Here is a 26,550-nt window from a genome sequence, read left to right as displayed (position 1 = left end):
CTATCGTCCACTATAAAGAAACAAAGGGCCTCATTTGAGGCCCTTTGTTTTCAATTTCTTTATGCGATTACTTCTTTGAACGGAAGAAATCGACCAAAGAATTTGAGCTCTGTTTCTTTGAGTCTTGAAAAGCCCCAAAAAGATCATCCTCGCGCCCTGCAGCACTAAGGCCACCATGAACAACAGCAAAGAAGAGGAAGAACACCGCACCTAGCATGGCCAATAACGCCAAAATGTCGAGTTTCACCAACACTAGACACACGATACAACCGACAATCGAAACTAATGTAATTTTTTTGCTTTTCATAACTGAGCCTTATACTCACTTAAGTGCATAAAATTATACTGTATTACAAGTTACACATACTTTGAGCTAGGTCATGTTTAGCGTGAACACGGTGCCGTAGTTTCATACAGCCTTGACTAGCACTCTAGTTTCTATCTTCTATGCTAAATGTAGTAAATGCAGCATGGGTAATGGCAATGAAAACGACTTTAGCAGCTCTATTAGTCACTCTTATGACATCGGGTACCACTATTGCGTCTGACGAAGCGCCCTCAGACAAAGTAAATTCGCTTGTTGACTACAACTGGAAGAACCGTATTTTCTTGATTCAAGAGCCTGCATCTAGTGCCAAAGTCATACAAGCACTAACAGATGATAGTAAAGCCGTAAATGAAAGGGATGTGATTTGGTTTGTCGTTGGTAAAGACTCGATTGCGTCCAACCAAGCGGGTCCACTCTCAGACTCATTAAAGAGCCAAGTTAAAAGCTCTTTTACGAACCGAAGTCGCCAAACCATATTAATCGGCAAAGATGGTGGTATTAAATCTAGAACCGATGAATTCGATTTAGATCAGCTTTATAAGCAAATCGATGCCATGCCGATGAGAAAACGGGAAATTGAAAAAGAGAGACGCCATTAGATAAGCTTGCGCCCCATGACGGATCTTGGGGCGCTCTAAGGTGTTATTTTCTAAGAGAATTCAATTTCGCCTGGGCAATACCAAATACCGTATCAATCGGGTAACTTCCCATCTCAGAAGCTTCACCAGCCTCTTTCCCGGTGAAGATCTTAATCGCTTCGGTCACATGTTCAATGGCCCAAATATGGAACTCTCCTTTCTCTACCGCTTTAACAACATCAGGCCTTAGCATCAAGTTGTGAACATTTGAGCGAGGGATAATAACCCCTTGCTCTGGTGTTCTGCCTTTAATGCCACAAACATCGAAGAAACCTTCAATTTTCTCGTTTACACCGCCAATCGGCTGAGACTCTCCAAATTGGTTCATGGAACCCGTTATTGCAATATCTTGCCTGACTGGTTGACGCGAGAACGCTGAAACCACGGCACAGAATTCCGCCATACTTGCACTATCACCATCGACGCCACCGTAGGATTGCTCAAACGTAATAGTTGTCGTCAGTGGCACTTTAGCCGTTTTACCAAAAACCGATGACATGTAAGCCGACAAGATCATGACACCTTTCGAGTGAATACTGCCACCTAAGTCAACGCTTCGCTCAATATCAATCACTTCTCCTTCACCGTAACTGGTCGTGGCTGTGATTCGATTAGGCGCTCCAAACATATGGTCGGAGGTGGACAAGACGGAAAGTGCATTGACCTGCCCAACCGCTTCACCGTCAGTTTTAATCAAGGTTGTTCCATTGATAAAGCTTTCCATCACATTCTGTTGAAGGCGATTCACCCGCAACTCTTGGTTATTCAGTGCTTCTTCAACGTGACTAGAGCGAATCATGTTGGAATTGGCTTGTCGCGCTACGTAATTTGACTCTCTTAGCAAGTTAGCAATCTTAGCTGAATGGAGAGAGAGCTTAGTTTGATCTCCAGCCATACGTGAACTGTACTCGACGATACGCCCTATTGCCTTTCTGTCACAGTGTAACATCTTGTTGTCATGAACGATGCTTGAGATAAACCTTGCGTAGTGCAATTCAGAAGAGTCATTGCGAGGCATCTCATCTTCAAAGTCTGCTGTCACACGGAACAGCTCACTAAACTCCGGATCATAATGTTGCAGCAGTTGATAGGTTCGGTAGTCACCAAATAGAATGATTTTAACATCAAGTGGGATTGGCTCCGGGTCAAGTGAGACAGCACCCGTCAATGTCACCTCTTTTTCTAGCGAAGTCAGGCTTAACTGACGTGAACGCAGCGCTCTCTTCAAACCATCCCATACATAAGGTTGTTCCAATACCTTTTGTGCATCGATTAACAACACTCCGCCATTGGCTTTGTGGAGACTACCTGCTCGAATTAGCGAGAAGTCAGTGAATACCGTTCCTTTGAACGTCGCGGTTTCTGTGTAACCAAACAAACGGTGATAGTTTGGGTTTTCTTCAACCACGATAGGGAACTCACATCCTTCACGGCTTACCAGAACGTTAACTTTATATCTTCTTGGTAGTTTCTTATCCAGCGACGCTGTCGCTATTTCACCTTGCTCGTTGGTTTCCTCTAGGAATATCTCTGCGTTTTCAACAATGTCTTTTTGTAGAGCGGTTAGGAATGTCTTAATTTCGCTATAGTCTGCATAGTCGACTTTCAACTGCTTGATAAAGTGTGCAATGACATCAAGGGTCACTTCATCATTGAGTTTCTTAATTTTATCGCTGTAGTTTTCTTCCCAGTCAGTCAGCTGGCGAACCATATCACGCAGCGTCACTTCGAGCTCATCAATGCTCGTTCCAAACTCCTCTTGCTCTTTAAGTGACAACGCATCGAATGTCTCTTCGGTATGAAGCTCTTCACCATCCATCGCAATGAACTGGTAATCACCCTGCTGAGTTAACGTCAGGCTAATTCCCTTCTCTTTTGCCGCTTTGCTTATCTTTTCTAGTTCCAATTGTTGCTTTTGCGCTAGTTGGTTTTTAAGACGCTCAGCACGCGATATATACATCTCATTGTCGAAAGCCAGTGGCATCGCTTTGACCAGTTTGGTCATCAAGATTTCGATGTCTTGTCTGAAGCGCTGTCCAACGCCACATGGAAGCTTCAATACTTTAGGGATACGCACATCATCGAAATTTGCCACGTAACACCAGTCAAACAAGGTACTGCTGTCATATTGATGGCGATTGAGGTATCGCAAAATCATCGTACGCTTACCGAGGCCGTTATGGCCTATTGCGTAGATGTTGTAACCCTTCTCTTTGATGTTCATTGCAAATTCAACCGCTTTCTGGGCTCGCTCTTGTCCGACAATCTCATCAAGCGGTGCCAGTTCTTTGGTCGATTTGCATGGCAGTTGTTCTAATTGTGCCGTGTTATATAAATGCTCGGCTTTTAATTGCTGTATTGCCATTGTTCTCTCCTCTTTGGTATGCGTGGCATACCTAAACAATCCTTGGTTTTTATACCTGGTTATAGTTTAGTTTGAAAAGAGTTAAATTTTAGTGACTTAGCGCGTATTTGGTGTTGAGTGGTGGAAATGTGAACGATTGAGGGCTGATTTTGTTTTAAGTCCTTGGGCAGCATAAGGTATAGGAGCTAATATAAATACGGCACTTTCCCCATCATGTGTCATCCTGAGCTTTACTCAGGATCTACTCAACGCGCGAGCTAAAACCAAAGTGATAATCTTGACTAGATACTGAGACCAGCTCAGCATGACGGTGTTGTTAGGTTAGGCAAATAGAAAGAAAGGTGAAAGGTGAAAGGTGAAAGGTGAAAGGTGAAAGGTGAAAGGTGAAAGGTGAAAGGTGAAAGGTGAAAGGTGAAAAAGACTACTATGTTTTGAAAACTGCGGAAAGACGTAATCGACTTAGTTAGAGTAACGAACCTACCCCACCGCCGGTCATCCTGAGCTTGGCTCAGGATCTACTCAAAGCGCACGCTATAGCCAACGTGATAATATTAGCTAGATACGGAGACGGGCTCAGCATGACAGTGTTGTTGGGCTTGAGACTTTTAAAATGTTCGGAACGTTTCAATATTCGCTAATCTGAAAGTCAAACAAAAACGCCAATTCAATTTACAATGTAAATCAAACTGGCGATATCTTTCAACCTGCGGCTGATTAAACCGTCTCACGCTCCACGTAACGCACTGGAACCATCAGCTTAACCAAGCTCATATCTTTATCTTGGATTTGATTGACGATGATTTTAACTGACTCTCTGGCAAGCCTTGCGAAGTCTTGGCTGAATGTACTTAGTTGGTAGCTAATCCACTTAGCTTGTGGAATATCATCAAAACCAATGATCTTGAGATCTTGTGGCACTGCCAAATTAAACTCATGTCTCGCGACGTCCATCAAAGCCATGGCTAGGTTGTCAGTTGCGCAGAAAATCGCTTCTGGTCTTTCAGAATGAGAGAGTAGCTCTCTGATTGCCTCGACTGACTCTTGATAATCGTAGTTTGCTTCAACGACTTTCGCCTCTCGCCCTGTGAGTGCTTCGAACTCGGTACAAAAACCGGTTTGACGTTCACCGTTGGTAAATGTCGGAACTTCACCAGTTAAGTAGACCGCGGATTTCACACCAGCATCGTGAAACACTTCAGCTGCTTTTTGGCCGGCCGAGTAGTTGTCACTCACTACATAACTACTCTTGGTTCCTTCCACTACACGCGCGTACTGAACGATAGGGATGTTTAACTCAGCACATTCCTCATAGAGAGCAGTATTCATCGTTGCAGACGCTGCAATCACCGCGTCAACACGATACTGGAAAATGTTTGGAATCGTGTGAGTATCTTTTGCATCCATCTGCCAAGGAATCAACACGGCTGAATAGCCCTGCTTCTGTAACTCAGAACTGATTAGCTGAAGCGTTTTCATGTGGATTGGGTAATCCGCATCGGGGAAAACGAGACCAATCAGTTTCGATTCATTAGTAGTAAGACTGCGTGCAAACGCGTTAGGACGATAATTTAACGCCTTAGCCGCCTCATACACTTTCTGTTTGGTTTTTTCTGCAACCGAACTTCCTGGTACAAAAACACGCGATACCGTGGACTGCGAAACGCCTGCAAGTTTCGCTACATCTTTAGAAGTTACGGGTAATTTATGATCACTCATTTTTCTTATTTTAGCCATCTAACACCCGAGAATAATAACACATTTAGTTACGTATTCATAAATGAAAAAAGCCTTATCCCATACGGAATAAGGCTTTACTTACGTTCCCCAAACGCACTTGGGTACTACCCAAGTGCTTTTCCCGAATTATGGGGAGCGATAAACTTAGAAGTAGTAACGAATACCCGCAGCGAACTGGTCTTCGCGGTTTTCGAATTTACCAGCTACTTCTTTATCCTTACCTAGATCAAACTGGTACTCAGTCCAAACAAGGAATTTGTTCTTCTGGAAGTGGTATTCAACACCCGGTACGATCAGCTGACGCTCGTAGCCGTTTGTTTCATTGTTACGATCTTCCATGTAGTTGTAGATGAACGTTGGACGTAGGCCATTTTCGAAGTGGTAGTATGTGTAGATTTCACCACCAAGCGTGTCCATCATAACGTCTTCACCACCTTGAGACACTGCTTCCCAGTTTTCACCAACGTGGAATGTTGCACCTGCGTAGAAACCACCGTTAGTGTAGTTCGCGCCCAATAGCATAATACGCATGTGGTCGCCATTGTTAACACCTGCTACAGGGCCATCAATATCAGAAATTTCGTTTTGTAGGTAAGAAGCACCTAGAGTAACGCCTTCAATGCCTTTGTAAGTAATCGAAGCGCTAATACCGTTTTTAAGAGTTACTTCAGCGTTAGAAGCGAGAGCGACGTCTTCACGTGTCGTTTGGTAAGTCAAACCGTAGCTGATGTCGTCATTGATGCTGTTACGGTAAGTAATAGAGTTTTCAGCACGACCTGCACCTGATGCGATACCCCAGTCAGCTAGGTTATATACACCTGAGCCACGAGTACCGAACACACGACCAAGGTCAGTGTACCAAGCTACGTCGTAAAAAGTTGACCACTGCTTAGTACCCGCAGCGATTTTACCGTATTTGTCGTGTTCTACACCTGCGTACAGAAGACGATCGTAAATGTTGTTGCCGTTAGCGCCAGAGTTGTAGCCCCATTCAGCGTGGCCGAAACCTGTCCAGCCATTGTCTAGGCCCATTACGCCTTTTAGGCCGAAACGTGAACTACCACTGTTCCACTCACCGTTGTGATCTTCACCTTTGTCTTGGTAACGAACGTCGAAACGACCGTCCATCGTTAGGCTATCACCTGCCTCGTTTACCCAGGTGTGTGCTGCTAAAGCTGAACCAGAAGTCAGAGTAGCTAAGATCACTGCAGAAAGAGTCGATTTTTTCATTTTGATTCTCGTTATTTTCAGGCGTAAAAAGCTACCGTGCAGTTTTGCCCGTTATAAAAATAATCATTTGGAGTGTACCCCTTCCGTGAGGTACTTGTTGAGAGCCCGCCAGAGCCGAGAGGGGTCTCTGGCGGATTTGACTATGGTTGTTACAGTGCCAGTGTCATGCGATTGGCACTGCGACTAAGTCTTAGTAAGAAGGGTTAAGGATTGTTGAAGTGCGGTCAAACACGTCAAGGCCTTGCTGCTTCAACCAGTATGGTAGGTCGATCAGTACCCAGTTCTCAGATAGCTTGTCGCCGTCACGATAGTAAACGTCTACTACTTGCATGTCAGCGCGAACTTCACCGCCAGGTAGACCTAGGAAACCACCGATTGGCGTGTTAGATAGGTTTGGCCAGCCGAAGAAACAAGAGAAGCTACCTTCAGCGAAACGACAAACGTGGCCGTTAAACTTCTTGTCTTTTAGGTTGTTACGGAACGGCAGCTGGTGCTGCTGTTGGTAACGTGGGATAGTGTATGAAGCACCGATACCACATGGGCCGTACCAGATCATGTCTTCAGACCAGCTCTTAGCTAGTACTTCTGGTGGGCAACCCATTGCGCCGCTGTCGTTAAGAGCAGATAGGTCAGCAACCATCTTGTTCACTAGATCTAGAGTAGCTTGACCTTCTTCAGGAGCTGCATCTTCGAACAATAGACCATCATGGTTACGTGGACCAGGGTAAGTGAAGTGACGACCTGTTGATGGTGGTAGTGGGTAACAACCCGCTTGATCCATCATACCTAGTAGGTCAACGAATAGACCTGTCTTAGTGATCTTGCCGTTTTCAACACAGTTGAATTCAGCGTAACGAAGGTTCATGATTTTGCCAGTTGGGCGCATGCCTAGGTATTCTGCGTCGAATAGACCCATGAAATGACCCATGCTCATTACCCAGATTTCACCTTCAGTTACTTCGTTTTCACCGCCGATAAATACATCTTGACGACGCTGCATGCGTGTCATTGACTTCATTAGAGGAGCCCAGAATACTTCTGCTGCTGCTTCTGCACCTTCTTGCTCACGGAATGGGTAAACACCGCGGAATAGGTAGTCTTCTGAAGTGTGTGCTTTTAGTACTTCTGCAACGTTTTCGTGTGTTGCGTTTTCCATTGCATCGAAGTATTCACGTACGATGCGTTTAGCTTCCTGATATTTAGACATAATTATCTCTCTATTTAGTCGTCGAGACCAAGTGTTTGGAACAGGACTCGATTAGTTTTTTGTTTGTCGATGGCTTGAATAAACTTTGAAAAGTTAATGCGCTCAAACCATCGATTTTCAAATTCTATTTCTGTAATAGCTTAATTAAGCGGTTGCAGTTTTCTTCTCTTTGTGGAAAACGCCGCCTTTTAGAGTCTCTGGCAGTGTTAGCCACAGAAGACCTGCGATGATCCATACGATTGGAGAACCCCACATTGCAGTTTGTAGATCAGTACGCTCTTGGATAAAGATAAGTACCATTGGAGCCCACATACCGATAATACGACCACCGTGGAACAGTGCTGCACCGTAGCTACGTAGGTGTGCTGGGAATAGCTCTGAGAAGTAACCACCCCAAACTGCAGAAGAAGACAGGCCGAAGTTGTAAATCAGGCCAAGGATAGCAAGCATGTTAAGGCCACCAATCACCATGTCACCAGGAGCAACAAAGAAGATAGAAACCATGATACCTGCAAGGATGAAACCGAATGCGTTTACTTTACGACCGAATTTATCTGCCGCCCAACCCCAGAACCAAGCACCGAATAGTGAACCGAATGCTGAGATAGAGAAGATTAGACCGATTGTAGCGCCGTCGAACATACGAATTTCACGTAGGTACGTTGTTACGAAACCGCCAAAGAATTGGAAACCGTAAAAGTTAAGGCCTGACAATAGCAAACAAGTAATTGTGATTGTGCGGTAAGGCTTGCTTAGCATTTCGCCCCAAGAACCTTTCTTCGCTTCAACTTCACCGTTGTTACCGTCTTTTGCTTGGTTTTGCTCTTCTTCACCGTAAGCGATAACTTTCTTGTCGCTTGGTAGAACAAAAATCATTGCTGCAGCGGCAACTAGAGGCGGAACACCACCAACCCACATTAGGCTTTCCCATGGCGCATCAATGCTTGTAATGAATGCTGCATACGCACCCATTGCAACTAGAGCAACAGAGAACATGGAAGATGCAAACGCTGTCAATTTACCACGTACTGTTGGTGTAAATAGACCGATCATCAGACTTACTGCAACTGTGAAGTAACCACCTAGTGAAACACCAATGATGAAACGCATTGCAGCCCATGTTGCGTAGTCGGTGAACATCATGTTGATGATAGTTGCACCACCGTTCAGTGCTGTAATGGTAATTAGTGTGTTCTTTTTACCAAATTTGGTAGCGAACCAAGCACAGCTCAATGCACCAATGAGTGCACCTACTGATTGCCAAGTGTAGAACTGGGCAGTGTCAGAAAGGCTGATGCCATCGTATGCTTCAACAATGTATGGGCGTACGTAGTCAATGATTACAAAGTTATAACAATAGAAAAAGTAGCCAACTAGAATTGCTAAGTAAGCGGCTACCCTTTGAATCATAGGAACTTCGCTCATGTGTTTTTTGGCAGTCATGACCGATAAACCTCTATTTATCTGATAGTTAGTTATATTTAATAGAACACTACTTAGTAAGTAGTCTTTTGAGTAGTGCCCTCTGCTTCGGGACGAATAATAAATTCTTTTAGCACATAAAAACCGTGATCGAAGTCAATTTCACAATGAATACGCACCCAAAAAGCATGGTTTTAGTGTTTTTTGGTGATCTACATCACACAAATGTCGAGTTTAGGCTAAGATCATAGAGAATTCGCATTCAAATTTGATTATCATCACAACAAACAGGGAAGATAATACATAATTAGAACGTTAGGGATTAACATTTAAACACTGAATTTTCATTCTAAAACGAGAAACCCAGTCAAATGGTTACGTATTCAAGCATGCTAGTGGTTGCCCTGTATCTCGCTGTCACTATTGTTATTAGTTATCTAGTCAACGTTCGACATAAGAACGGTGGTGATTACTCGACAGGTGGTCAACAATTTGGTTGGTTTACCGCGGGTGTTTCAATCTTAGCAACCTACATTAGTGCAATGACCTTTGTTGGTATGCCCGGTTGGGTATACAGTTCAGGCATGGAAGCAATGAGCATCCATCTGAACTACCCTATCGTGATTTTCTTTGCCACGATTTTTTTTGTTCCTGTGTTTTACAAACTAGGCCTAACATCCATCTATGAATACCTTGAGCTACGCTTTGGTGTTGTCGCTCGAACGATCAACTCTCTGGTATTCATTTTGGTTCAATGTATTTCGTCCGGTGTGATTTTGTATGCTATTGCATTGATACTGGTACAAGTACTCCCAGTATCGATAGCGGAAGCGATTATCTGTATCAGTATTTTTACCGCCATCTATACGTATGCGGGTGGTATTTCGACCGTTATCTGGACTGACATGTTGCAATCTGCGGTCCTTGTCATCGGTACAATTTGTATCATCGCGATTCTAGTTTTCAACATTTCTAGTGGCGATTATGCAACGCCATCGCCGGACTTATTGAACATTGTTAACAGCTCGTTTGATTTGGGTATCGACACGACTATTTGGGCGGGTGTATTCGCGGTGACCTTCTTACACTTGAGTGTTTATGGAACTAACCAACTGATTATCCAGCGTACGCTCGCGACACGCTCAGTTGACCACGCTAAAAAATCTATGCTGCTTTGCGGTTACGGTGCCTTCTTTATCTATCTGATTTTTGCTGTACTTGGCGTGTTGTTGTCGATCTATTACCAAGGCCACCCATTTGAGAACAGCAATGAAGTGATTCTAGACTTTGTCTTCAATCATACCAATCCGATCGTTATCGGTTTGATTATTTCAGCACTCGCAGCTGCTGCCATGTCGACACTAGATTCTACTTATAACTCAATGGCAACGGTTGCAACGTTCGATATCTATAAGCGTTTCATCAATAAAGATGGTACGGGCAAACACTACGAATCCGTTGCACGTAAACTCAGCTTAATCGCGGCAGCATCTGTGGTGCTCCCAGCCCTATTTGCGATATCGAACGAATCCGTACTCAAGACTATCGCAAGCTTGACCTCGATTTTTGTTGGTATCCGCTTGGGTTCATTTGTTCTCGGCTTGTTTTTCGATAAAGCGAACGAAAAAGGGGTTATCGCCGGCAGTATTATCAGCATCATCGCGGTATTTGCAGCACAAAGCAGTGCTATTTCATGGCCGTGGTTTGCTCCGATTGGTACTGCTGTATTTCTCGTTTTTGGTGTCTTAGCAAGTGCTAAATGGGGTGAAAACTCCAAAGCGAATGAGCGCTTTATTCACTCACAAAAAGATTTAATCACAAGACCAAGCATGAGCCAGTACGGCCTGCTTGTGTTTGCAGTAATTTCTATTGCTGCATGTTTCGTTATTCCTAAATGGCTGCTTGCAGCTTTTGCCTAAACTCACCGTTCAGGCTTATGTCGTAAAGGTTTATTTATATGCTGTCTATCTTTGATATCTACAAAATCGGTGTTGGTCCTTCTAGCTCACACACTAATGGTCCAATGATCGCGGGTTACAACTTCACTCAACTTCTTGGTGATAACGTTGCTAAAGTAACCCGAGTACAGGTAGATCTGTACGGTTCTCTGTCACTGACTGGTATTGGTCACCACACGGATCGCGCTACAATCCTTGGTCTACTAGGTAACCGCCCAGACACCATTCATATCACGTCAGCAAACCTAGCGATGCGTCATGCTATCGACAACGGTGAGCTTTCAATTGCCGGCGATCACCAGATCGCGTTCAATTACGAAACAGACATGCTGTTCCATGAAGACAATCTGCCTCTTCACGAAAACGGTATGACCATCACAGCGTTTGATGCGCAAGGCAACCAGCTTGGTTTTGAAACATACTACTCTATCGGCGGTGGCTTTATTGCCACTGCGGATGAGCTAATGAACGGCACAGGCACAACGGAAAAAGACGTAGAGTTCCCATTCAACAGTGCTGACAGCATGCTTGCACAAGCGGAAAAGAACGGTTTAAGCCTAGGCGGTATGATTCTGCGCAACGAGCTGGCTTTCCAAGACCAAGATGCTATCGACCAAAAAGCCGAGCAAATCTGGACTGTAATGACCAAATGTATGGAACGCGGCTTTGGTACGGAAGGCATTCTAGATGGTGGCCTGAACGTCACTCGTCGTGCTCCCAACCTACTTAAGAAACTAGAAGCGAACGCGGTAATCGAAAACGATCCAATGGAAATCATGGATTGGATTAACCTATTTGCTTTCGCGGTGAGTGAAGAAAACGCAGCAGGTGGTCAGGTAGTCACATCACCAACAAACGGCGCAGCTGGCGTGATTCCAGCAGTCCTAACGTACTACCACCGTTTCATCAAAGAGCTTGATGTTAAGCAACTTAAAGACTTTATCGCGGTTTCTGGTGCAATCGGCATCCTGTACAAAACCAATGCTTCTATCTCTGGCGCTGAAGTAGGTTGTCAGGGTGAAATCGGCGTTTCATCTTCGATGGCAGCAGCAGGTCTTACAGCGCTTCGCGGTGGCAGCAACGAACAGATCTGCATTGCAGCTGAAATTGCCATGGAGCACTCACTAGGTATGACATGTGATCCAATCGGTGGTCTCGTACAAGTGCCTTGTATCGAACGTAATGCGATGGGTGCGATGAAAGCGATTAACGCATCACGTATGGCTCTAAAGCGTACCAGCAAATGCCTCATCTCTTTGGACAAAGTTATCGAGACGATGTACCAAACAGGTAAAGACATGAACAAGAAATACCGTGAGACTTCACTGGGTGGCTTGGCGCTTATCCACCTTGCTCCACCGTGTGAATAAAACACACCACTAGTTTAAAGACTCCACAACGAAAAAGACCCTTGGTTATTCCGGAACCTTGGGTCTTTTTTTCGTCACGATCACTATGACTTTCTTTATGAGTCAACGTAATACCTAGTAGTACCTTCGGATGACTTCTGGTTAATTCCGTGTAGACTTAAATCAGTATCAATCATTGAGGAAACGATAATGAAAACACTGGGCAACATCATCTGGTTTTTATTTGGTGGTGTATTCATGGGCTTGATGTGGTGGTTCTTTGGGTTACTTGCGTTCATAACGATCGTTGGTATCCCTTGGGGACGCGCTTGCTTTGTTCTTGGCAATTTTTCATTTTTCCCTTTCGGTTATGAGGCGATCTCTCGCGATGAGTTGAGCCAAGAAACCGATATCGGTACGGGTCCTCTGGGAATTATTGGCAATATAATTTGGTTTTTGTTCGCTGGTATCTGGTTGGCTATCGGACATATCACCTCTGCCGTAGCTTGCTTTATTACCATCATTGGTATTCCCTTCGCCCTACAACACCTTAAACTCGCACTGATTTCTTTAGCGCCTATTGGGAAGACTGTCGTTCCTAAAGAGGTAGCAGCGAGAGCCATGTATGGCCGTGAAAACCGCTATTAATTTACTGCTTCGTCTTTTATTGGGAGCAAGTGCTCCCTTTTTAGTATTTAGTCAATATCCTGCACCAACTTAGAACACCCCACTGCACCTTAGATGTGCAGAAGCACACAAAACCAATGATTTTATTATCATATTTTTGCCACAATTCACGCCCAATTCTGCAACAGATCACACCAATCCCATATTTGGCTAGGATTTAACCACCTAGATCGCATAACCTTGACGCTGGTATGGTTTATGGAATGCAAAATGCATTTATGCCAAGGAAATCATCATTTTAATCTAGCTGTAGGGAAACAGAATGGAATTACTCAATCAATTAGTCGGCACGATCAACGGAATCGTGTGGGGCGTACCCATGTTGGTACTTATCCTCGGTGTCGGTATATTCTTGAGCATCGGGCTCAAGTTCATGCCACTGTTCAATATTCCAAACGCATTTAGATTGCTTTGGAGTGGACGTGAGAAGTTTAAGGAAAAAGGCGAAATCCCCCCTTTCCAAGCATTAATGACCGCGATGTCTGCGACGGTTGGTACTGGTAATATTGCCGGTGTTGCCACGGCGGTATTCATCGGTGGCCCGGGTGCACTCTTTTGGATGTGGATTACTGCTCTGTTTGGTCTCGCAACAAAATACGCAGAAGCTGTTCTCGCCGTTAAGTATCGTGAAAAAGACAGTAAAGGTCGTTACCTAGGCGGCCCGATGTACTACATCAAGAACGGTATGGGCGAAAAGTGGGCTTGGTTGGGTACTCTATTCGCTATTTTCGGCACCTTCGCTTGTTTTGGTATTGGTAACGGCGTTCAATCGAACTCTATCGCTCAAGTATTAGAGTCTAACTTTGAGTTTTCTCCGTTAATTGTCGGTATCATTACCATGGTATTGGCTGGCGCTGTCATCATTGGTGGATTGAAGCGTATCGGTGCGTTCGCTGGTGCACTTGTTCCTGTGATGGCCATTGCTTATGTCATATGTGGTGTGATCATCTTAGGAGCAAACGCCTCAGCACTACCAGGCGCTTTCGCTTTGGTTATTGAACAAGCCTTCTCTCCAACATCAGCACAAGGTGGCTTTGCAGGTGCAACGGTTTGGATGGCCATCCGATTCGGTGTCGCTCGTGGTGTCTTCTCAAACGAAGCAGGCTTGGGTTCAGCGCCTATTGCTCACGCAAGCGCTCAAACCAATGATCCTGTTCGCCAGGGCCTTATCGCGATGCTAGGCACGTTCCTAGACACTCTCGTGATTTGTACTATTACAGGTATGGTAATCATCGTATCAGGCCAGTGGACTTCTGGAGCTGACGGCGCTGCTCTGACTTCTGCTGCATTCGGTCAAGTTATCCCGGGTGTAGGCAACTACATCGTAGCTATCAGCTTGAGTGTATTTGCATTCACAACCATCGTAGGTTGGTCTGTTTATGGTGAGCGTTGCGCTAGTTACCTATTTGGTAATAAAGCCATTTTACCGTTCCGTGTCATCTTCGTACTCGCATTGCCAGTTGGGGCGACCATGGAACTAAGCTTCGTATGGCTACTTAGTGATACGCTTAATGCAATGATGGCGATTCCTAACTTGATCGCCCTTGCGGTATTAAGCCCTGTTGTATTTGCCCTGACTAAATCGTACTTTTCAAAAGACGATAAAGGCGAGACAGCAACCGAAGCCAAATCATAACTAACGAACAAATCTAAAGTTACACCAGATAAAGGTCTGTTTAAAAGCAGGCCTTTCCTTTTTTATCAATCTATTAACCTTCTATTTGCAACCTACCCAACCACTTAATCACCATGTAACATGGGTGCATTAGTTTACTGTTTAAAAAGCGAATATCATGGAAGATATGAAGACATCCTTTAAGCATGACTTTGGGTTCGACCCAACTTATGGTTACGACCTCAACCAACTAATGCACGTTGGAAAGTCTGAGGAGCCGAAAGACTTCGGCTCTTTTTGGCAAAAGAAGTACCGTAAAGCCGTTAGCGTAAAGCCACACATCAATATTCAAGATACTGGTAAAACTGAAAATAATTGGCGTATTTTCGATTGCTATTATGACTCTACCAATGGCATTCGAATCGGTGGCTGGTTACTCATGCCTCATAATCAAGAAATTAACGGTGCAGTGATCTATGCGCATGGCTATGGGGGGATTGACTATCCTGATACAAGCTGGAACCTAAATAATACAGCGATACTAATGCCCTGTGTTAGGGGGATAGGTAGAAGCCCAGAACATGACGTATCTCCAGATCCGTATTGGCATGTACTACATCATATCCAAGACAAGAATCAGTACATTATTGCAGGGTGCATTCAAGATCTCTGGTGCGGTATAAACGCCCTAGTATCCTTGTTTCCTCAAATCATTAATAACATTGGCTTTGTCGGTGATAGTCTCGGCGGTGGGCTGGGTGTTTTCACCAGTGCGTTCGACCCAAGAGTTCAACTTAGCCATTTTCATGTACCTACATTTGGAAATAGTGCATTGCGACTTACAATGCCTTGCCTGGGTAGCACTCAAGCTTTGATAGATTTTGATGATCGCTCTGTTATCAACCAGACCCTGCCTTACTTTGACACATCGATAGCAGCAAAATACCTAAAAACCCCAACCTATTGGGGGCTTGCCAAATTCGATCCTTTCGTTGCCCCTCCCGGACAATTTAGTGCCTATAACGCTTGCCTTAGCGATAAAGAGCTGTATGTGTTAGATGCGGGACACTTTGAGTACCCTAACGAGACGAGACAAAAGAATGCCATGCGTAAAGAAGTGGAGCTCTTCTTACAGGCGTTAGGAGATAAACATGCATCGTGAGTACCACCGATGGTGGAGTCCGAACTTGAATCGCGACATGGAATTGCTTGTTTTTGGACATTCAGGCGCTAAAGTTCTTGTTTTCCCTACTCGCGGAGGACGTTTTTTTGAATATGAAAACCTTGGTCTCGTAAACTCGATTGCAGACAAAATAAATGCTGGGCAATTACAGCTTTATTGTGTTGATAGTATTGATAGTGAGAGCATGTATTGCTTTTGGGCTCACCCTAATGGTCGTATTCAGCGACATAAGCAGTATGAAGAGTACATACTACAAGAAGTCTTTCCATTGATGGCTAGTAAAAATTGGCATCCGTGCACCATTGCACATGGTTGTTCTCTTGGGGCGTATCATGCAGCCAATATCTTCTTTCGCCATCCTCACTTGTTTAAGAAACTTGCCGCATTTTCTGGTCGATATGACTTAACATGGGGCGTTGAATCATTCAACGATCTCTTCGACGGGTACTATGACCAAGATATCTATTTCAATACCCCAACCCATTTCTTACAAAGCTTGGCTAACCCTGAGCAATTGAACGATATTCGAAATAGCGACATTGTATTTACAATCGGTAAAGAAGACCCTTTTTTACAAAACAACCACGTCCTGAGTAATCTTCTCAACCAAATAGGCGTTTCACATCGAATGTATGAGTGGAATGGGCGAGCTCATCGAGGACGTTACTGGCGTCAAATGGCTCCATTGTATTTATGACATTGTTTACAACCTAAAAGGGCCTGACATAGTCAGTCCCTTTGCTATTAACTTTATACTTCAGTAATTAAGCCGCAATTTTCTTACGCTTCTTAAACACCACGCAGAAATTGCCTCTTTTGGTACGGCATTTTGAGCAGCGCTCACAATCAACCGGAGCAAAGTCTCCATCTTTCCAGCGCTTAATCAACTTGGGCTCAGCGAGCAAAGGACGAGAAAATGCGAAAAACTGAATGTTCGTACGATTAGCGATATCCTCGGCAGCGTGATAGTCGTTCAATCCACCAACGGTGATGACTGGAATCTCAATATCTCGGCTAATAACATCGCCGTATTCGTGGAAATACCCTTCTTCTTGCAAGGTATAGCCATCAAACTTATCACCCACCATTTTGCTGGCATTTCCGTGAATATTTCCCGAGACGATAATCGCATCAACGCCCACAGCCTCTAGTACTTTGCAGATTTCACGAGTTTCTTCAAACGTTAACCCCCCCTCAAAGAACTCGGTTGCTGTTAGCTTAACTAAAATCGGAAAATCTCGACCCACCAGCTCGCGTGTTTTATTGTAGATCTCCATCAAAAAACGCATACGGTTCTCTAGGCTACCACCGTACTCATCATCACGACGGTTGTAATATGGGCTCAAGAACTGGTTGATCAGATAGGTATGTGCCGCATGAATTTCAACTCCATCAAAACCTGACTTTTTAGCGCGCAAACAAGCATGAGCAAACGCATCGACGATATATTCTATATCGCCTTTGCTCATCGCCTGACCTTGTGTTTGTGTGCCTCGCTCCGGAATATCACTCGGGGCAAAAATGACACGCTCACCGACATTGTAGGTGGTCTTAGTGCCACCATAAGCGATTTGCATGACGATCTTTGAGTCGTGATGATGAACCAATTCAGTCAGTTTTTTGTATTCAGGGATAAACGAATCATCGTAAATCCCCATCATGCCCGCATTCGGCTTCTCTTCAGGCACAATGTTAGCGTAACCAGTCACAATCAGGCCCACATCACCCTCAGCCAGCTCTTGATATATATCGTAAAGTTTATCCGTCATATGACCGGTTTCAGTGGCCATGTTTTCCCATGTTGCACTGCGAACAAAGCGGTTTTTCAGTGTCATATTGCCGATACGAGCGGGGGAGAATAAGATGCTCAAGATACTTCCTCTAATTTTCTTGCTGTGATTCGCTAAAAAAAAAGAACAGCCACCACAAAGGATTGCTGTTCCCACTTCATTACTGATTCTTCAATGTACGTGCGCACTCTACGCCTAACATCAGTAGAAAACCTTAATCTAGATTAATAAATTAAGAGTAAGGGTTTGATGTCCATATCTGCATGAACCTTTCCGTGTGTGTGAGAGGCTCAAAACCAAACTGGCTATATAAACCATGAGCATCGTGAGTTGCCAGCACGAGCCTCCGTAGCCCCTGCAAGTCAGGGTGTGCCAATATTGTCTTAACCAAGTATTTACTTAGTCCTTTCCCGCGATGTTTTTGAAGAATAAACACGTCTGACAAATAAGCAAATGTAGCAAGGTCAGTGATCAACCGCGCAAAACCCACTTGGTTGTTGTGCTCGTCATACACCCCAAAACATAAAGAGTGCTGAATGGATTTTTCAACCCGCTCTCGGGGAATACCCTTCGCCCAGTAACTATTGCTGATAAACTCAAACACCACATCTAAATCTAACTCGCTTGAATCAGTCGAGACCCTGTACCCATCCATAGTGTTAGCTCCCCGCATCAAATATCTGCATTATCACAACTGTTGAACGAGTACATTCGCACCTCATCACGAGGAAACCATCCCAGCTTTGAATACAGCTCTTGTGCGCCGATATTGTCATGCGCGACAAAAAGGTGGGTCTTATCAATCCCAATGTCAGATAGAGCGTCAACCGCACGTTGTATTAACTGGCTTCCAATACCTAAGCCTCGCTTCGACTCATCAACAGCAAGGTGCTGAACATAACCTCGACGACCATCGGTGCCAACAAGAATGGCACCGACAGTCTGTCCATTCTGAACGGCCACAAAGCTCAGGTCTAGGTTCCTTTTCAAATAACGCTCAATGTTAACTTGCGAGTCTGCATCTCTAAGAAGCATCGCTTCGGTGTTCATCCACAACTGAATAACCTGAGGGTAATCAGAAATCGTCATCTCCCTTAACTTGACCATCTCACCTCCTTGAAATGATTAACTTTCAGTCAATTTATTATCTACCACAACAGTAAGTCAATGAGTTGGCGAGCTTTAAATACAAAAAAGCCTTCATTTCAAAAAATGAAGGCTACTGTTCATTAGATTTTTAAAGCTATTAACGACCTGCGACTTCTAGCACAATCTTACCCACGTGAGATTTTTGCTGGAATGATTCTTGTGCCTTACCAATCTCTTCTAGCGGATAGGTTTCTGCCACTAATGGCTTGATGTCACCTGATTCGATACGTTTTACTAGGTTACCAAACACTTCTGGCTCGAGGAATGTACAACCAAAGAAGCTCAAATCTTTTAGGTAAAGTGTGCGCACGTCTAGCTCAACCATTGGACCTGCTATTGCACCCGACACTGCGTAGCGACCTTTGCGTTTCAAGATATTGAGTAGATCCGGCCAAGCTGGCCCCGCAACTAAGTCAACAACGACCGTTACGCTGTTATGACCAAGTGCTTCAACCACATTTTGCGAGCGCTCAAGCACCACATCTGCGCCTAAATCGAGGAGCTGCTGTTTCTTGCTCGCACTTGTCACTGCGATAACTTTAGCACCACGCGCTTTTGCTAGCTGAACGGCAGCAGATCCTACACCACCAGATGCACCCGTCACCAATACCGTGTCTTGCTCATTAACTTCAGCTCGAGTCAGCATGTTTTCTGCGGTTGAGTAAGAACAAGGAAAAGAAGCCAGCTCAACATCGGTCATACTCGTATCAACACGGTATGCGTTCTTGGATTGTGCTTTGGTGTACTCGGCAAACCCCCCATCACACTCGGAGCCAAAATACCAAGGCATCTCTAGCTCTTTACCTTCCAATTCAAAAATACACGGTTCAACAATTACGCGCTCGCCGATACGAGACTCAGCAACACCTTCACCAACGGCAACAATATGACCACACACATCTGCGCCTTGAATTCGAGGAAGCTGAAGAGCAGTGCCCGACCAGCCAGCATCCTCACTGCTATTGTCATTCTTAGAATACCAACCATTACGCGTGTTGATGTCGGTATTGTTCACGCCAGCTGCTGATACTTTAATCAACACTTCACCTGCCGCAGACTGAGGCACCTCAATATCACTATTGATTTGAAGCATTTCAGGGCCACCATGGCCAATCAGTTGAACACCAACCATCTTTGATGGAATAGAAGTCATTTTATTCTCACTTAATCATCAATTTGAGAGCATTTTTTGCAGAAATAACCGCGTCTTTGCCTAACAAAGGCCAAGCGCTCGATACGCCTTCATGCAATAGAAATACCGCTGTACCCAACTCATCAGACCCACAAAAGCGTGAAAGAAGCGCCCGCACGTCTTTTTTGTGTTGATCCACAGCCGATACAATGTGTTCATTTTCAGGAAATGCGGATATCGCATTCATCGACATACATCCTGTTGGGGCATACTCCAGCATCCAGCGTTCAAGCTTATCCATCACGGATAACAACGCAGCTTGCTGGCCACTCGGCACATCTTGCTCAAGCAAAGCGATGTAACGCTGATGGCGATGTTCGAGTGCCCCGACAATCATCTCTTCCTTTGATGGGAAGTATTTGTATAAGGTGCGCAAACTCACGCTACACGCCTTTTTTAGCTGTGCAACGCTCGGTTCAGCGAATCCTAATTGACTGAACGCCACTTCAAGCTCTGCTGCAATTTGTTGTTTTAGCATAAGTCCACACCTGGGTAGAATGATTGTTCTACTTGCAGGGTAGAACAATCATTCTACCTTCGCAACTTATTTCTACAGCGATCAAAAAAGCCTGCGAGAAATGCAGGCTTTGATTTGGGTGGATTGTCTTGCTACCACTCTAACTGATAAACGGTGGTATGACGGTAGCTCTCGCCTGCCTTCAATACTGGATTACGTGATTCCCATTGAGGCTGGTTTGGTGCATCTGGAAAGTACTGGGTTTCCAACGCAACACCGTCATTGTTTTGATATTGCTTATCATACCCCTGAATGCCCGCTAGGAAATTACCTGTGTAGCACTGCATTCCCGGTTTCGTTGTTTTGACATGCATTTTAATATCGTGCTCAGGTGAAATGAGCGTCGCAACACGCGTCGCACCGTCACAATGCCGCTCATTAAATACAAAACAGTGGTCATAGCCACTCGCTATCGCTTGATCGTTATCGGACATGAAGTCTTGTTCGATAAGCTTTGGCTGGAGGAAATCGAAACTGGTTCCAGCGACTGGTTTTAACTCACCTGTAGGAATTAAATTTTCGCTTACCGGCAGATAGTGCTGCGCCAATACTTGCATCGTATGTTTTCGCGCGATACCGCTCTCACCACTCTGACTCAAGTTAAAGTATGCGTGGTTGGTGAGGTTAATCGGGCAATCTTTGTCACAAGAAGCGAAGTAACTGATGACCAGTGCATTATCATCGGTGAGCTCATAACACACTTCAACGTTCATATTCCCGGGATAACCTTGCTCACCGTCTACTGAGTGCAACCCAAACACCACTGAAGAGTCACTTTGACTGACTACCGCCCAGCGCTTTTTATCAAACCCGACTTCACCGCCATGAAGACTATTCGCACCATTGTTAACTGGCAACGTATAGTCGATACCATTCAGTGAGAACTTACCCTTCGCTATTCGGTTGGCAAAACGTCCCACTGTTGCCCCCAGATAAGCCTGCTGCTCTAGATAAGCCTGCATATCTTTCGCGCGAATCAGTAGTTCCCGATTCTCATCGTTGACCGGTGCAGAAAAGCTCAGCCATGTCGCGCCTATATCCATCAAAGAGGCCGTTACACCATGACTATTCACGAGATGAACAATATTTGCTTTCTGTCCATCCAGGTAAGGTGCTTCCGTCATCGCACGTTCAATGCTCTCCAGACGCTCCGCTATTTGTTGTTTATCCATCACCAACTCACTCATCACTAAACCTTATTTCATAAAGAACTGTTTTTACCGAAGTTTAGCAGCGTTAGAAGTCACTAACCGTGATCTAACACCAATAGTGTAAACGTTACCACTAGTGATCTACTGTTTCGTCAACCAACACAAATTTTCCTGATTCCCCGAAGTAACCACATAACTTTTCTACAAAAATCGCCCCTTCATTCCTATACTAGTGGTAATCCCAATACCGTCCCGATAGAAGGAAGTAACTCAATGAAGTTACCGTCTGTTTCTGCAGCCGTACTAGCGACCACATTGACATGTAGCCTAGATGCTAAAGAGGTAGAAATCACACTCGCCAACAATCTTGATGGATATTTAGATGCGTATTGTCTCGATGTCGTGGGAAACGGCCGTAATATTGATGTCACGAAAGGTCTTCAGGTTCATACATGCTATCGTTACCAAGGTTCAATGGGTCAAGACCAAACTTTTGACGATACGTTTTTCAGCCAGAATAAGCTCTATCTCTCGGAGCTAGATGTATGCATTGCAGCTACAGAAATTGATAATGGCGAGGCTCTTATTCTTGCAACATGCGATGATACAGAGCTTCAGTCATTTAGCTTTAATCCAGATGGTACTATTCGGCCACTCCTAAACGAGCAACTCTGCTTTACCGCTGGACTAGAGACGAAACGCGGCAGAGGCGGGACGTCTGATCATCAAATCAAACCACTCACTTTGCATAAATGCAGTGAAGCCAAGGCGAAGTTCCAAATTTGGAAGTCTCGATGATCAAACAAGGGAAGCATCACGCTTCCCTTATTTAATAATGTTAGGTCGCTAACTCACAGAGTCTTACTCAAAATCCACAACATGCTCTTTAGTTGACTCTAACGTCACCTCTTGCACTTGCTCTGACGGGTTAGCGATCTTGATTTGGTCGTATTGAACAGGGTCATCAAGGTAAGCACCACAAGCAAACGCAACGGTGTAATCACCTGATGGGATAAAGCCGAAGAAGTAATCACCATCTTCCTCAACACCTACTGAAGCGTATGGCGCTACATAACCTTCTGGAAGTTCAAAATCATCATGGTAGTCATCATCAAACGGGTCGATATTATCCACTAACGTCCCTTCAGCGTGGTCGTGACCTTGGTATAGGTAGACAAAGTTACCGCCGTCTGCAGTACAAGCATCACCTTGTGAGAACAACGCAGGATCAACGTTGCCTGAAAGCGATGATGCCGAGCCGTTGTCAATAATCTTCACACCATGAGGTTTAAGATTGTAACCATTGTTATTATTGTTATTGCCGCGCAACACAAGCGACTGGCGCAAGTCAAACTCGATAGTAAACGCCTGAACTGTCTCTGCTGTGACCTCAAAACCACCTAGCTTTAGCTTATTACTTGGTACTTTTAAGTCATGCTGGCCATTTGCCTCTACCCACTGCAGCGAAGGGTTAGATTCTGTATGGATAATGAGCTCACGGTATTGACCTACAGGGATGCGTTCATCTGATAAAATCACACGTGAATCGCTGCCTTGATAATCCAACAAGTTAATTTGCTGGTAAGGATTATCTTCATCAGTATCTACCACATTTAAAAAGTAGCTTTTACCGTTTTCATGCTTCAACTCAAGAGCATCAAATGCAACAACCACTTCTGTCGCATCATCCACAGGCGCATCAGAAACAGCGAATGTTACTAGCGCTGTTTCATTCCCAGGAGTACCCGGATTCGTTTGATCATCATCACTACTACAACCTGCAAGCAAAGCTAATACAGAACTCACTGCAACCAATTTCGTTTTCATTATTTTGTTTCCACTAAATACGAACAATTTGGTGCGTAGTGTATTGCCGCAATGTCAGAGAGAAGTCATTGCTGTGTAGGCATTATGCTGTTTGTGTGACTGTTCAATGTTGAATGGAATTAAAGTCACACTTGATAGAGCTCCAAAGGTAAGCCATCCGGATCTTTAAAGAAGGTAAACGCTTTGCCGGTGAGCTCGTCTACGCGAATAGGTTCAGCATCGACGCCTTTTGACTGCAAATAATCCACATAGCGATGAACAGAATCAACCTTGAAAGCTAAGTGACGCAAGCCTTGAGCCTCCGGAGAGTTCACTCTCTCGGGTGGATTTGGAAAAGAGAACAGCTCTATCTGTGCACCGTCGGGTAACAATAAATCGAGCTTATAAGAATCACGATGCTCTCGGTAAGTTTCTGCGATTACCTCTAGCCCGAGGATATCACAATAAAATGCTTTTGAGGTTAGATAATCAGAGCAGATAATCGCAATATGGTGAATGCCGAGTAATGACATAAAGGCCGTATTTCCTTAGGTAATTCGATTCTAATCACCATATCAAGGCTGCATTTAGACCACCAGTCCATTTTCAGCAGTATGAGTGTGATGAGCTCAAACCTTTTCTACTACCTCAAGCTTTTCAGCATAGTGTATTAAAGCGTCGGTTAAATCTTTCTTGATGAGGGGCTTAGCGAGCACTTCATCTGCGCCAGCTTCAATAAATGAACGTGTCGATTTCTGCATAATATCGGCGGTCCAACCAAATATAATGAGGTTATCAATACCAGAGTCGCGAATTTGTTTTACCGCCTCAACGCCACTTAGTTCGGGCATGTGATTGTCGATAATCAAAAGATTGAAATGACCTGTCTCTAATAGTTCAATCGCTTCTTTACCATTACTACAAGTTTCGTTTTCGATACCAAGTTTATCCAAAAAGCCCTTCGCGATAATCCGGTTCATATTGTTATCGTCAGCCACCAAAGCACGGTAATTGGAAAAATCCATGACACCCGAATGCTCGGTAGTTGAGCGACTATTGCTCATCATCATAGGCAGAGGAATAGTAAAGGTGAAGCAGCTCCCTACTCCTTCCTCACTCGTGACCTCAAGTGTTCCGTTCATTAGCTTAGTTAACCGATAACAGATCGCCAAACCAAGGCCTGTACCCCCATATTTTCTGTTTGTAGAGATTTCCGCTTGCTCGAACTCATCAAAAATCGTCTCGATTCTATCTTTAGGTATCCCTATACCTGTGTCCTTGATGGAAAATTGGGCTTTGCCACCCGCTATCTGCTCAATGACAACATGGATAGCCCCCTCTTCAGTAAACTTGAGAGCATTACCCACTAGGTTGAGTACTACTTGGCGAATTCGAACGGAGTCACCGCTATAGACAGAATGTTCCGGGCAGTAATTGTTGAAAACGAATTGAAGTCCTTTCTCAGAGCATAAGGTTTGATAGGTACTCATCACTGGGTTCACAACGTCATCCATTTTGAATGGCTGCACATCCAGCACCAGCGCATCACTTTCGATTTTTGCTAGGTCTAAAATGTCATTGAGAATCGAAACCAAATGTTCACCCGACCCCAATGCTAAGCTGACGACTTTCTTTTGCTCCTGATTTTCAATATCCTCTTCAAGCATCTGCAACAGGCCCAGCAATCCATTCATTGGTGTTCTGATTTCATGGCTCATCGTTGCTAGGAACTTGGACTTCGCTTCATTGGCACTATTAGCTGCACTGGTTGCATCAGCCTGCTCTTTAACTAGGCGTTTTAGCTCAGTGACATCACGCTCGATGGCAATATACCGCTCAACAACTCCTTCTTCATTCACGAGAGGCATGATGTCGATTTCAACCCAATAAGGCTGACCATCAATTGTATAGTTGAGTATTTCTGCTTTATGTTGGACACCTTTTTTAATCGCTTGATTAAGTTGCCCTACTGTTTCAGGATCAGTTCCATCCCCTTGAAGGAATGAGCCTGGACTGCGACCAACAATGCTATCTAGGCTATAACCTGTCATTGTTTCAAACGCTTTATTGACCCACTCAATCTTTCCGTTCGAATCAGTAATCACCACGGAATCCTTAGTTGCTCTAACCACCGTCGCCAGCAGATCGCTTTCTCTCTCTTTGTCAGATAATTGCTGGTTTGAATCTTCCAACTCTCGCTTAGAGCGCTCAAGCTGATAGTGAGGATTAATAAAGAGCTTCTTACCTAGGTAAGCAACAAGGAGAGAGGAGATAAATACGACAACAAGCAGTGACTTAACCAAGTCATTTTGGATACCAGCAATTTGCTGGTTAACAAAGCTTTGGCTAAGGCCTTGCGTAAGAACTAACCCACCTTTTGTAAGATTCACACTCTCCGTATGCCAAGAGCCCACACTTTTATCAGTCGAATTGTGTTCGACATGTTGATAATAATGGTCGTCCAGATCTTCGGCCTTAATGATGTCTCCGACCGAATCTTGACTAAGTTCGTACCACCGCTCTCTTCCGTTGATAAAGCTTCCAAAAAACTCATCGTAGTCGACGGGAACCTCACCGTAGAGCATGCCAACGAACTGCCCCTCTCTTTTGACTGGCATAAAGAGCTTGAGACAAATATGACTGGTATCATCATGCAGTAAATACACGATTCTCTCATCCGTGGTCGCATTTGCCATCGCCTCAAAAATCACGGCCTCTTGTACCGACGCAGGGTGTCGAAAGGTATCCTCGTACTGTATCTGACCGTCAATATCGCGAGCGGCAAACAAGATAGGCTGATTGCTGCCCCGGTAGCGGTCAAGAAGATAGGTCAAATTCGCTTTGTCTTTTTCAGCTAAAGCATCCGCTAGAAGCGGGTTTTGTGACGCCAATACTATCCGGTCTTCGGCAACTTCTAAATACTGCTCAATGAAAATTCTGGCAGACTCAAGCTCAAAAGCACCGTTACCATCCTGAAGTTGCTCAATCGACTGACGGGTTTGCGATGACACCACCAGCATAGAGGTACCACCAAACACCAAGGTTATGGCGACGACAAATAGCATTAAAAGCCCATTCGGACTAAATTTAGATAATTTCTTTGTACTTGAGCCGCTCATTATCTTCCCTAGAGGTATCCTTACTTACATAAACTTAGGATATAAATCAGCACTTTTCGCTCAAACCGTTTTATCTACTTTCAAGTATTTTGAGTAACGTGATCAAC

Annotated in this window: 23 protein-coding genes; 8 read left to right on the top strand and 15 right to left on the bottom strand. The window is 44.5% G+C overall.

Features of this window, described 5'->3' with window-relative positions; all coding sequences use genetic code 11:
* Nucleotides 1-67: 67 nt before the first annotated feature.
* Nucleotides 68-307: a hypothetical protein gene (locus GT360_RS16395; RefSeq protein ID WP_164650042.1), complete on the bottom strand. Its 240-nt coding sequence runs from the start codon at nt 305-307 to the stop codon at nt 68-70.
* Nucleotides 308-483: 176 nt separating this feature from the next.
* Between GT360_RS16395 and GT360_RS16390 the strand changes: the two genes are divergently transcribed.
* A complete protein-coding gene (locus GT360_RS16390; protein WP_164650041.1) occupies nt 484-927 on the top strand; it encodes a DUF4174 domain-containing protein in 444 nt (147 codons plus the stop codon).
* 43 nt (nt 928-970) lie between these two features.
* Here GT360_RS16390 and GT360_RS16385 read toward each other — a convergent pair whose 3' ends face one another.
* From GT360_RS16385 to GT360_RS16365, 5 genes are all read right to left on the bottom strand, one after another.
* On the bottom strand, nt 971-3,331 hold the full coding sequence (locus GT360_RS16385) for a Lon protease family protein (protein WP_164650040.1): 2,361 nt from the start codon (nt 3,329-3,331) through the stop codon (nt 971-973).
* Nucleotides 3,332-4,045: 714 nt separating this feature from the next.
* Nucleotides 4,046-5,065: a LacI family DNA-binding transcriptional regulator gene (locus tag GT360_RS16380; protein WP_164650039.1), complete on the bottom strand. Its 1,020-nt coding sequence runs from the start codon at nt 5,063-5,065 to the stop codon at nt 4,046-4,048.
* 147 nt (nt 5,066-5,212) lie between these two features.
* Entirely contained in the window at nt 5,213-6,298 is a 1,086-nt protein-coding gene (locus tag GT360_RS16375) for a porin (RefSeq protein WP_164650038.1), read from the bottom strand.
* A 190-nt stretch (nt 6,299-6,488) separates the two neighbouring features.
* On the bottom strand, nt 6,489-7,505 hold the full coding sequence (locus GT360_RS16370; protein ID WP_164650037.1) for an ester cyclase: 1,017 nt from the start codon (nt 7,503-7,505) through the stop codon (nt 6,489-6,491).
* A gap of 144 nt (nt 7,506-7,649) precedes the next feature.
* Nucleotides 7,650-8,948, bottom strand: coding sequence for an MFS transporter (locus tag GT360_RS16365; protein ID WP_164650036.1), 1,299 nt, complete (start codon nt 8,946-8,948; stop codon nt 7,650-7,652).
* A 350-nt stretch (nt 8,949-9,298) separates the two neighbouring features.
* On the opposite strand from GT360_RS16365, the gene GT360_RS16360 reads away from it, so the two are divergent.
* The 6 genes from GT360_RS16360 to GT360_RS16335 all read left to right on the top strand — a co-directional run bounded on the left by GT360_RS16360 (nt 9,299) and on the right by GT360_RS16335 (nt 16,416).
* Nucleotides 9,299-10,846, top strand: a complete 1,548-nt coding sequence (locus GT360_RS16360; RefSeq protein ID WP_164650035.1) for a sodium:solute symporter family transporter — start codon at nt 9,299-9,301, stop codon at nt 10,844-10,846.
* Between the two features lie 38 nt (nt 10,847-10,884).
* On the top strand, nt 10,885-12,255 hold the full coding sequence (locus GT360_RS16355; protein ID WP_164650034.1) for an L-serine ammonia-lyase: 1,371 nt from the start codon (nt 10,885-10,887) through the stop codon (nt 12,253-12,255).
* 189 nt (nt 12,256-12,444) lie between these two features.
* Entirely contained in the window at nt 12,445-12,882 is a 438-nt protein-coding gene (locus tag GT360_RS16350) for a YccF domain-containing protein (protein WP_164650033.1), read from the top strand.
* 301 nt (nt 12,883-13,183) lie between these two features.
* A complete protein-coding gene (locus GT360_RS16345) occupies nt 13,184-14,557 on the top strand; it encodes an alanine/glycine:cation symporter family protein (protein ID WP_164650032.1) in 1,374 nt (457 codons plus the stop codon).
* 157 nt (nt 14,558-14,714) lie between these two features.
* A complete protein-coding gene (locus GT360_RS16340; RefSeq protein ID WP_164650031.1) occupies nt 14,715-15,698 on the top strand; it encodes an acetylxylan esterase in 984 nt (327 codons plus the stop codon).
* Nucleotides 15,688-16,416 carry an esterase family protein gene (locus GT360_RS16335; protein WP_164650030.1) on the top strand — a complete coding sequence of 243 codons (729 nt, stop codon included), beginning with the start codon at nt 15,688-15,690 and terminating at the stop codon, nt 16,414-16,416. The genes GT360_RS16340 and GT360_RS16335 overlap by 11 nt, the downstream gene beginning before the upstream one ends.
* A gap of 67 nt (nt 16,417-16,483) precedes the next feature.
* On the opposite strand, the gene GT360_RS16330 is transcribed toward GT360_RS16335, so the two are convergent.
* The 6 genes from GT360_RS16330 to galM form a co-directional block, all read right to left on the bottom strand.
* Nucleotides 16,484-17,590, bottom strand: a complete 1,107-nt coding sequence (locus tag GT360_RS16330; protein WP_164650029.1) for an NADH:flavin oxidoreductase — start codon at nt 17,588-17,590, stop codon at nt 16,484-16,486.
* A gap of 151 nt (nt 17,591-17,741) precedes the next feature.
* A complete protein-coding gene (locus GT360_RS16325; RefSeq protein ID WP_164650028.1) occupies nt 17,742-18,164 on the bottom strand; it encodes a GNAT family N-acetyltransferase in 423 nt (140 codons plus the stop codon).
* A gap of 17 nt (nt 18,165-18,181) precedes the next feature.
* Nucleotides 18,182-18,616 carry a GNAT family N-acetyltransferase gene (locus GT360_RS16320; RefSeq protein ID WP_164650027.1) on the bottom strand — a complete coding sequence of 145 codons (435 nt, stop codon included), beginning with the start codon at nt 18,614-18,616 and terminating at the stop codon, nt 18,182-18,184.
* Between the two features lie 139 nt (nt 18,617-18,755).
* Nucleotides 18,756-19,811 carry an alcohol dehydrogenase family protein gene (locus GT360_RS16315; protein WP_164650026.1) on the bottom strand — a complete coding sequence of 352 codons (1,056 nt, stop codon included), beginning with the start codon at nt 19,809-19,811 and terminating at the stop codon, nt 18,756-18,758.
* A gap of 7 nt (nt 19,812-19,818) precedes the next feature.
* A complete protein-coding gene (locus GT360_RS16310; protein ID WP_164650025.1) occupies nt 19,819-20,328 on the bottom strand; it encodes a TetR/AcrR family transcriptional regulator in 510 nt (169 codons plus the stop codon).
* Nucleotides 20,329-20,459: 131 nt separating this feature from the next.
* Nucleotides 20,460-21,524, bottom strand: coding sequence for a galactose-1-epimerase (gene galM, locus GT360_RS16305; protein ID WP_420825464.1), 1,065 nt, complete (start codon nt 21,522-21,524; stop codon nt 20,460-20,462).
* Between the two features lie 267 nt (nt 21,525-21,791).
* Here galM and GT360_RS16300 point away from each other — a divergent pair, with 267 nt between their 5' ends.
* Complete coding sequence (locus tag GT360_RS16300; RefSeq protein ID WP_164650024.1) at nt 21,792-22,316, top strand: ricin-type beta-trefoil lectin domain protein; 525 nt, start codon at nt 21,792-21,794, stop codon at nt 22,314-22,316.
* A 63-nt stretch (nt 22,317-22,379) separates the two neighbouring features.
* On the opposite strand, the gene GT360_RS16295 is transcribed toward GT360_RS16300, so the two are convergent.
* The 3 genes from GT360_RS16295 to GT360_RS16285 form a co-directional block, all read right to left on the bottom strand.
* Nucleotides 22,380-23,345 carry a DUF4382 domain-containing protein gene (locus tag GT360_RS16295; RefSeq protein ID WP_164650023.1) on the bottom strand — a complete coding sequence of 322 codons (966 nt, stop codon included), beginning with the start codon at nt 23,343-23,345 and terminating at the stop codon, nt 22,380-22,382.
* A gap of 125 nt (nt 23,346-23,470) precedes the next feature.
* Nucleotides 23,471-23,857 (bottom strand): SMU1112c/YaeR family gloxylase I-like metalloprotein, encoded by a 387-nt coding sequence (gene gloA2 / locus GT360_RS16290; RefSeq protein ID WP_164650022.1) that lies wholly within the window; start codon nt 23,855-23,857, stop codon nt 23,471-23,473.
* 96 nt (nt 23,858-23,953) lie between these two features.
* Entirely contained in the window at nt 23,954-26,389 is a 2,436-nt protein-coding gene (locus GT360_RS16285; RefSeq protein ID WP_239502679.1) for a PAS domain-containing hybrid sensor histidine kinase/response regulator, read from the bottom strand.
* Between the last annotated feature and the right edge of the window lie 161 nt (nt 26,390-26,550).

Origin of the sequence: Vibrio astriarenae, from assembly GCF_010587385.1 — a bacterium.
In the GTDB taxonomy this organism is placed as follows: domain Bacteria; phylum Pseudomonadota; class Gammaproteobacteria; order Enterobacterales; family Vibrionaceae; genus Vibrio; species Vibrio astriarenae.
Note: the sequence above shows the minus strand (reverse complement) of the source record. Positions and strands in the feature narration are given on the sequence as shown.

Excerpts from the sequence above, each read along its gene's own strand:
- GT360_RS16310 (WP_164650025.1), bottom strand. The coding sequence starts at position 20,328 with ATGCTAAAACAACAAATTGCAGCAGAGCTTGAAGTGGCGTTCAGTCAA.
- GT360_RS16295 (WP_164650023.1), bottom strand. The coding sequence starts at position 23,345 with ATGAAAACGAAATTGGTTGCAGTGAGTTCTGTATTAGCTTTGCTTGCA.
- GT360_RS16335 (WP_164650030.1), top strand. The coding sequence starts at position 15,688 with ATGCATCGTGAGTACCACCGATGGTGGAGTCCGAACTTGAATCGCGAC.
- GT360_RS16320 (WP_164650027.1), bottom strand. The coding sequence starts at position 18,616 with ATGGTCAAGTTAAGGGAGATGACGATTTCTGATTACCCTCAGGTTATT.
- GT360_RS16395 (WP_164650042.1), bottom strand. The coding sequence starts at position 307 with ATGAAAAGCAAAAAAATTACATTAGTTTCGATTGTCGGTTGTATCGTG.
- GT360_RS16325 (WP_164650028.1), bottom strand. The coding sequence starts at position 18,164 with ATGGATGGGTACAGGGTCTCGACTGATTCAAGCGAGTTAGATTTAGAT.
- GT360_RS16340 (WP_164650031.1), top strand. The coding sequence starts at position 14,715 with ATGGAAGATATGAAGACATCCTTTAAGCATGACTTTGGGTTCGACCCA.
- GT360_RS16355 (WP_164650034.1), top strand. The coding sequence starts at position 10,885 with ATGCTGTCTATCTTTGATATCTACAAAATCGGTGTTGGTCCTTCTAGC.
- GT360_RS16365 (WP_164650036.1), bottom strand. The coding sequence starts at position 8,948 with ATGACTGCCAAAAAACACATGAGCGAAGTTCCTATGATTCAAAGGGTA.
- GT360_RS16300 (WP_164650024.1), top strand. The coding sequence starts at position 21,792 with ATGAAGTTACCGTCTGTTTCTGCAGCCGTACTAGCGACCACATTGACA.
- GT360_RS16350 (WP_164650033.1), top strand. The coding sequence starts at position 12,445 with ATGAAAACACTGGGCAACATCATCTGGTTTTTATTTGGTGGTGTATTC.
- GT360_RS16315 (WP_164650026.1), bottom strand. The coding sequence starts at position 19,811 with ATGACTTCTATTCCATCAAAGATGGTTGGTGTTCAACTGATTGGCCAT.
- GT360_RS16370 (WP_164650037.1), bottom strand. The coding sequence starts at position 7,505 with ATGTCTAAATATCAGGAAGCTAAACGCATCGTACGTGAATACTTCGAT.
- gloA2 (WP_164650022.1), bottom strand. The coding sequence starts at position 23,857 with ATGTCATTACTCGGCATTCACCATATTGCGATTATCTGCTCTGATTAT.
- GT360_RS16375 (WP_164650038.1), bottom strand. The coding sequence starts at position 6,298 with ATGAAAAAATCGACTCTTTCTGCAGTGATCTTAGCTACTCTGACTTCT.
- GT360_RS16345 (WP_164650032.1), top strand. The coding sequence starts at position 13,184 with ATGGAATTACTCAATCAATTAGTCGGCACGATCAACGGAATCGTGTGG.
- GT360_RS16360 (WP_164650035.1), top strand. The coding sequence starts at position 9,299 with ATGGTTACGTATTCAAGCATGCTAGTGGTTGCCCTGTATCTCGCTGTC.
- GT360_RS16390 (WP_164650041.1), top strand. The coding sequence starts at position 484 with ATGAAAACGACTTTAGCAGCTCTATTAGTCACTCTTATGACATCGGGT.
- GT360_RS16385 (WP_164650040.1), bottom strand. The coding sequence starts at position 3,331 with ATGGCAATACAGCAATTAAAAGCCGAGCATTTATATAACACGGCACAA.
- GT360_RS16380 (WP_164650039.1), bottom strand. The coding sequence starts at position 5,065 with ATGGCTAAAATAAGAAAAATGAGTGATCATAAATTACCCGTAACTTCT.
- GT360_RS16285 (WP_239502679.1), bottom strand. The coding sequence starts at position 26,389 with ATGCTATTTGTCGTCGCCATAACCTTGGTGTTTGGTGGTACCTCTATG.